This is a genomic window from Pseudomonadota bacterium (genome assembly GCA_022361155.1).
GTDB lineage: Bacteria > Myxococcota_A > Polyangia > Polyangiales > JAKSBK01 > JAKSBK01.
The window spans coordinates 1-5,755 of record JAKSBK010000250.1; the positions used below are offsets into that span (position 1 = coordinate 1).

Here is a 5,755-nt window from a genome sequence, read left to right on the forward strand (position 1 = left end):
CTTCTGTCGAGGCGCAGCATACTGCCAACACGCGGTCCAAGACGCCGCGGTCTGCGGAGACGTCTCCGCGTCCTTCCGGGGTGTCGTTGTTGCAGGGCGGCGGCCCGCAGCTCCAGCCCCCGCGGGTCGAGCTGCCCGTGTTGGACTCCGAGACGGACGCCGATGAGAGCTCACCGGAAGCTGCTCCGCCCGCCCGGCGCGAGTCGCTGGCCGGGCCCCAGCCTCCAGGGACAGAGGCGAAGGCGGCGAGCCCGGCCGACGCGCCTGAGCCAGCCGAGGTGCCCGCAACAGCGCAGTGGACGGCTCCGCAAAGCGTGTTGACGCTGCACGGCTACATGCGCGCCCGCGGCGAGGTGCTTAACACCCTGTGGCTGGGTCGCGGTCCAACGTTTCCGGGGGTACCCGATCCGTTTACCCGCTTCAAGCCGCTCGAGCGGCTGCGAGGGGAGGAGCTCGTTGGCGCCGGCCTCTGCAAACCGGATAACAGCGTCCGCCAGGGCCCCGCCGAGTGCGACGCCGACACTCTTGGTTACGCGAACCTGCGGCTTCGTCTTGCGCCCGAGATCCATCTCAGTGAAGACGTTCGCGTCAAGATGATGGTGGACGTTTTGGATAACCTGGTGGCGGGGTCGACTCCGGGCAGCTTCTACGCGGGCCAGGATCCGACGGTAGTGCCCGCGCTCCGGGATCCCTTTGTGTCGACGGCGCTGCCGCCTGGGCGCGGCTTCAATGTGGGGGAGGGCATCGTGGCGAGGCGGGCCTGGGCAGAGGTGCGAAACCGCGATCTTGGCGAGCTGCGCTTTGGACGCATGCCCAATGCCTGGGGCCTCGGGATGGTGGCGCACGCCGGCAACGGTCTTGACGACGATTTTTCTTCGGATGTGGATCGTCTTGCCGTCATCGCCAAGCTCGCCGGACTGTACGTCATGGCAGCCTACGACTATACCGCGGAGGGTATCGTCGAGCCGCGAGGCCCCGGCGGGCTGCCGTACGACACGAGCCAGCTTGACGACGTAGATCAGTTCACGTTCTTCGTTGCTCGCAGGATGGCCGACGAGCCCTTGCGGGCCGCCCTGAAGCAGGGTCGCTTCGTTATCAACTACGGCCTGCTGCTGCAGTACCGCACCCAACAACTCGCATGGGACCAAGCGACGGTGGGCCCCATGGCGCCGATGGCCCCCATGGCGCCGATGGCCCGCGCGCACGGTCTGAATGCCAAGCGATTCACCTGGGACGCCTGGGGTCAGTTCCGGCGCGGCGGCCTGCGGATTGAAGCCGAGGCTGCCCTGATGCACGGCGGGATCGACCGCATCCCGCTCGGCCAGGTCGCCGGAGGCGTGGCACCGGTCGACACCGGAGCCCGAGACCGGTATCGGCTGCTGAGCTTCGGCGGAGTACTCGAGACCGAATACCGGCTGCTGGACGACAAGTTCGGCATGTACTTCTACGCCGGTCTTGCCACGGGTGACAACGGTGTGGAGGGGCTGTCAGCCGACGCCGATGTGGTGACCCAGCTAGCGGTCAACGATGACCTGATCAGCACATTCCGGTTTCATCCCAGCTATCGCGTGGATCTGATCCTGTGGCGTAGGATCATGCGCCAGGTTGCCGGTGCTTTCTACCTCAAGCCGGGACTGAGCTACGACTTGATTCGCAGTGTGGATGGCGAACGATTTGGCGGGCGCGTGGACGTCATCTGGAGCCGCGCCACGCACGTGCTGCAAACGTGGGGCAACAGCGCCAACCTCGGCCTCGAGGTGAACGCCAGCTTGTACTGGCGGACCGAAGGCGGCCCGGAGCTCATCGACGGCTACCATGCGCTGCTCCAGTACGGAGGGCTGTTCCCGAGCAGCGGCCTCGGGACTACGCCCGATGATCCGCAGCCGGTGACGCTCAGGACCGCCCATAACATACGGCTCTTGCTCGGGGTCCAGTTCTAGCCCAAGCGGTACTAGAGCGCGCAAAGGCGCAGCACTTCCTTGAGGATGGTGAGGTCCTCGCGGGCCCGGATCACGAGCGCAGCGATCGGCGAGCCTTGCCGCGAGATGACCCTGTCCGTCTCCTCGGACGAGGTCGCGCGCCTTGCTGCATCGCTGGCGTTGGCCGCCTCGTCGAGCTCGAGCCCCGCAAAGGCCAGCGCACGTGCAGCGCAGCGGCGAATCCGCGGGCTATTCTCGCCGATGCCCCCGGTGAAAACCAGCACATCGATGCCACCTAGGACGCCGACCATGGCACCTAGCGAGCGCCGGATTCCAAGAACGAAACGATCGTAGGCGAGCTGGGCTCGCGCGGAGCCGGCCTGGGCTGCTGAAAGCACCTGGCGCAGGTCCGAGGAGACGCCGGAAACACCGAGCAGGCCCGAGCTCCGGGTGAGCGTGTCGCGCAGCTGTTCGGTCGTGATACCGCAGTGCGTCTGCAGGTGGCAGAGCAGCCCGGGATCGATCGAACCGGAGCGCGTGGCCATCATGGGACCTTCGAGCGGCGTGAAGCCCATGGTCGTGTCCAGCGACCGCCCGCGCTCGACCGCAGTCAGCGAGCAGCCGCTTCCGAGGTGGCACACGACCATTCTGGGGAGGGTGGCGCCGAGCAGCTCGCTGGCCCGCTCCACCGCGTAGGCCACGCTCAGGCCGTGGAAACCAAAGCGCTCGAGCCTGAAACGCTCGCTCCACTCGAAGGGCAAGCCATAACCGGTCGCCGCGTCGGGCAGCGTGCGATGAAACGCCGTGTCGAACGCGGCCACCTGCACGACCTCGGGAAAGGTGCTCGCCACGGCGTCGATGCCCGCGAGTGCGGGTCGCATGTGCTCTGGATCGAGGTGCTCGATCCCGGCAAGCCCGCGGCGAACCGGCTCATCGATCGCCACCGCCTCTCGAAACCGGGAGCCGCCGTGAACCACGCGATGGCCCGCCCGATCGAAGCTCGGCAGCCGGCGCAACGTCGCTTGCAGCTGATTCGCACGATCCTCGGTCGCTTGCGACCTCCAGGCCACGTTCGCACCTGCCACGACCTCCGTGTCGGAATGCAGCACGCTCCACTTCAGGCTGCTCGAACCGGCGTTGAGCACGAGCACCCGACTCACGGGGCCCCCGTCCTCGAATCATGCCGGAAGGTCCAGTCCTTGATCTCCGGCAGGTCGTCTCCGTGGCGCCGGATGTGCTCGCGATGCTCGATGCGCTTGTTCTGCATCGCCTGCCGAATGTGCGCGGAGCGCCCCGCGAGCTTGGCAGCGCGCTCGGCCACGTCGCAGACCAGATGGAAACGGTCCATGTCGTTGAGCACGGTCATATCGAACGGCGTCGTGGTGGTGCCTTCCTCCTTGTAGCCCCGCACGTGCAGGTTGCGGTGGTTGGTTCGACGGTAGGTGAGCCGGTGAATCAACCACGGGTAGCCGTGAAAGGCAAAGACGATCGGCTTGTCCGTGGTGAAGAGCGCGTCGAAGTCGTTGTCATCCAGGCCGTGCGGGTGCTCGCTCCGTGGCTGAAGCCGCATCAGGTCGACCACGTTGACCACCCGCACCCGTAGCTCCGGCACCAGCGAGCGCAGGATATCGACGGCAGCCAGGGTCTCCAGGGTTGGAACGTCGCCGCAGCACGCCAGCACCACGTCGGGCTCCGCGGCCTCGTCGTTGCTGGCCCACTCCCAGATCCCGATGCCCAGGGTGCAGTGCTTGATGGCCTGGTCCAGCGTCAGCCACTGCGGCATGGGCTGTTTGCCCGCAACGATCACGTTGACGTAGTTCTTGCTGCGCAGGCAATGATCGGTCACCGACAGCAAGGTGTTGGCGTCGGGTGGCAGGTAGACCCGAATGACCTCGGCTTTCTTGTTGACCACGTGGTCGATGAAACCGGGATCCTGATGGCTGAAGCCGTTGTGATCCTGGCGCCACACATGAGACGTAAGCAGGTAGTTGAGCGACGCGATCGGCCGTCGCCAGGCGATGTCACGGCTGACCTTGAGCCACTTGGCGTGCTGGTTGAACATGGAATCGACGATGTGGATGAAGGCTTCGTAGCAGGAGAAGAAGCCGTGCCGCCCGGTCAGCAGGTAACCCTCGAGCCAGCCCTGACATTGGTGCTCGCTCAACATCTCCATCACGCGGCCGTCGCGACCCACGTGCTCGTCCGTTTCGAGGATCTCGGCGGCCGACGCCCGGCTCGTGACCTCGAACACGGCTCCCCAGCGATTCGACGCTGTCTCGTCGGGGCTGAACACGCGGAAGTTCTTGGGGTTGCGCCCTATCACGTCGCGGATGAACGCTCCCTGCGCCCGCGTGGCTTCCCCGGCTGCGACGCCCGGGCTCGGTACGTCGATCGCATAGGTGCGGAAGTCCGGCAGCTGCAGATCGCGCAGGAGCATGCCGCCGTTGGCATGGGGGTTGGCGCTCATGCGGCGTTCGCCTGAGGGAGCAAGCCGCGTGATCTCGGCTCTCGGCGCTCCCGCGGCATCGAAGAGCTCTTGTGGACCGTAGCTCTTCATCCAGGCTTCGAGCAGCCGCACATGCTCGGGCCGGTCCATGCTTCCGATCGGCACCTGGTGTGAGCGAAACGAGCCTTCCACGGGGCGCCCGTCGATCTCGGCGGGTCCGGTCCAGCCCTTGGGGCTCGAGAGCACGATCATCGGCAACTGCGGCCGCTGGCGCAAGCCGCCGTCCCGCGCTTCGGCCTGGAACCGGGCGATCATGGTCAGAGCGTGATCGAGTGCGCCGGCCATCTGCTCGTGCATGGCGAGCGGTTCGTTTCCTTCCACGAACAGCGGGGCATGGCCGTAGCCTCGCAGCAGGCTCGCGAGCTCCTCCCGGGGCAGGCGAGCAAGCACCGTGGGACCGGCGATCTTGTAGCCGTTCAGGTGCAGGATCGGCAGGACCGCGCCGTCGCCGACCGGATTCATGAACTTGTTCGAGTGCCAGCTCGTCGCCAGGGGGCCGGTTTCGGCCTCACCGTCACCGATGACGCAGCACGCGATCAGCTCCGGGTTGTCGAACACCGCCCCGTAGGCATGCGAGAGCGCATAGCCGAGCTCTCCGCCTTCGTGAATCGATCCGGGCGTTTCCGGCGCCACGTGGCTCGGCACTCCGCCCGGGAACGAGAACTGCTTGAACAGCCGCTGCATGCCCGCGGCGTCCAGCGATACATCGGGATAGACCTCGCTGTAGGTTCCCTCGAGATACGCGTTGGCGATCAGCGAGGGCCCTCCGTGCCCCGGCCCGGTCACGTAGATCATGCTGAGGTCGCGCTCCCGGATGACCCGGTTCAGGTGCACGTAGATGAAGTTCAAGCCCGGTGTCGTGCCCCAGTGCCCGAGCAGGCGCGCCTTGATGTGCTCCCTGCGCAGCGGCTCCCTCAGCAGCGGGTTGTCGCGCAGGTAGATCTGGCCCACCGACAGGTAGTTGGCGGCACGCCACCAGGCGTGGACTGCTTGCAGTGCTTCGGGGCTGAGCGTCGACATGGGCTATGCATGTCACGTCTGCTCGAGCGCGGCCACCGACCGCCGCAGCGCGCCCTCGAGGCTTACCCCCCGGGCACATGGGCAGGACGACGAACTCGGGCCCACGTCGTAGCAGCCCGACGCTGCGCTCCCCGGAGTCGCGGCCGTGAGTGTGCTCCGGAGTCGCTGCTGCTACATGCCTGTTGCGGGGAGCTTCCACACCGCGATGTCATCGGACTGGAGCTCCGAGGACGCCGACTGCAGCGTCACGCCGCCCGGGAAGAGGCCCATGCCGCTGAAGTTCCCGATGCCCACCACCGAGCCATCACGC

At 66.6% G+C, this 5,755-nt stretch carries 3 protein-coding genes; 1 reads left to right on the forward strand and 2 read right to left on the reverse strand.

Translation table 11 applies throughout. The features are described from left to right. Positions 1 to 1,940, forward strand: a 1,940-nt coding sequence (locus MJD61_09300; protein ID MCG8555466.1) for a TIGR04551 family protein, incomplete at its 5' end; no start/stop codon positions are given. A gap of 11 nt (positions 1,941 to 1,951) precedes the next feature. Here the strand turns inward: MJD61_09300 and MJD61_09305 are convergent. Next, the gene (locus tag MJD61_09305) at positions 1,952 to 3,079 is read right to left on the reverse strand and encodes an acetate/propionate family kinase (protein ID MCG8555467.1); all 1,128 of its coding nucleotides are present in this window, start codon (positions 3,077 to 3,079) and stop codon (positions 1,952 to 1,954) included. Then, on the reverse strand, positions 3,076 to 5,445 hold the full coding sequence (locus MJD61_09310) for a phosphoketolase family protein (GenBank protein ID MCG8555468.1): 2,370 nt from the start codon (positions 5,443 to 5,445) through the stop codon (positions 3,076 to 3,078). The genes MJD61_09305 and MJD61_09310 overlap by 4 nt, the downstream gene beginning before the upstream one ends. Between the last annotated feature and the right edge of the window lie 310 nt (positions 5,446 to 5,755).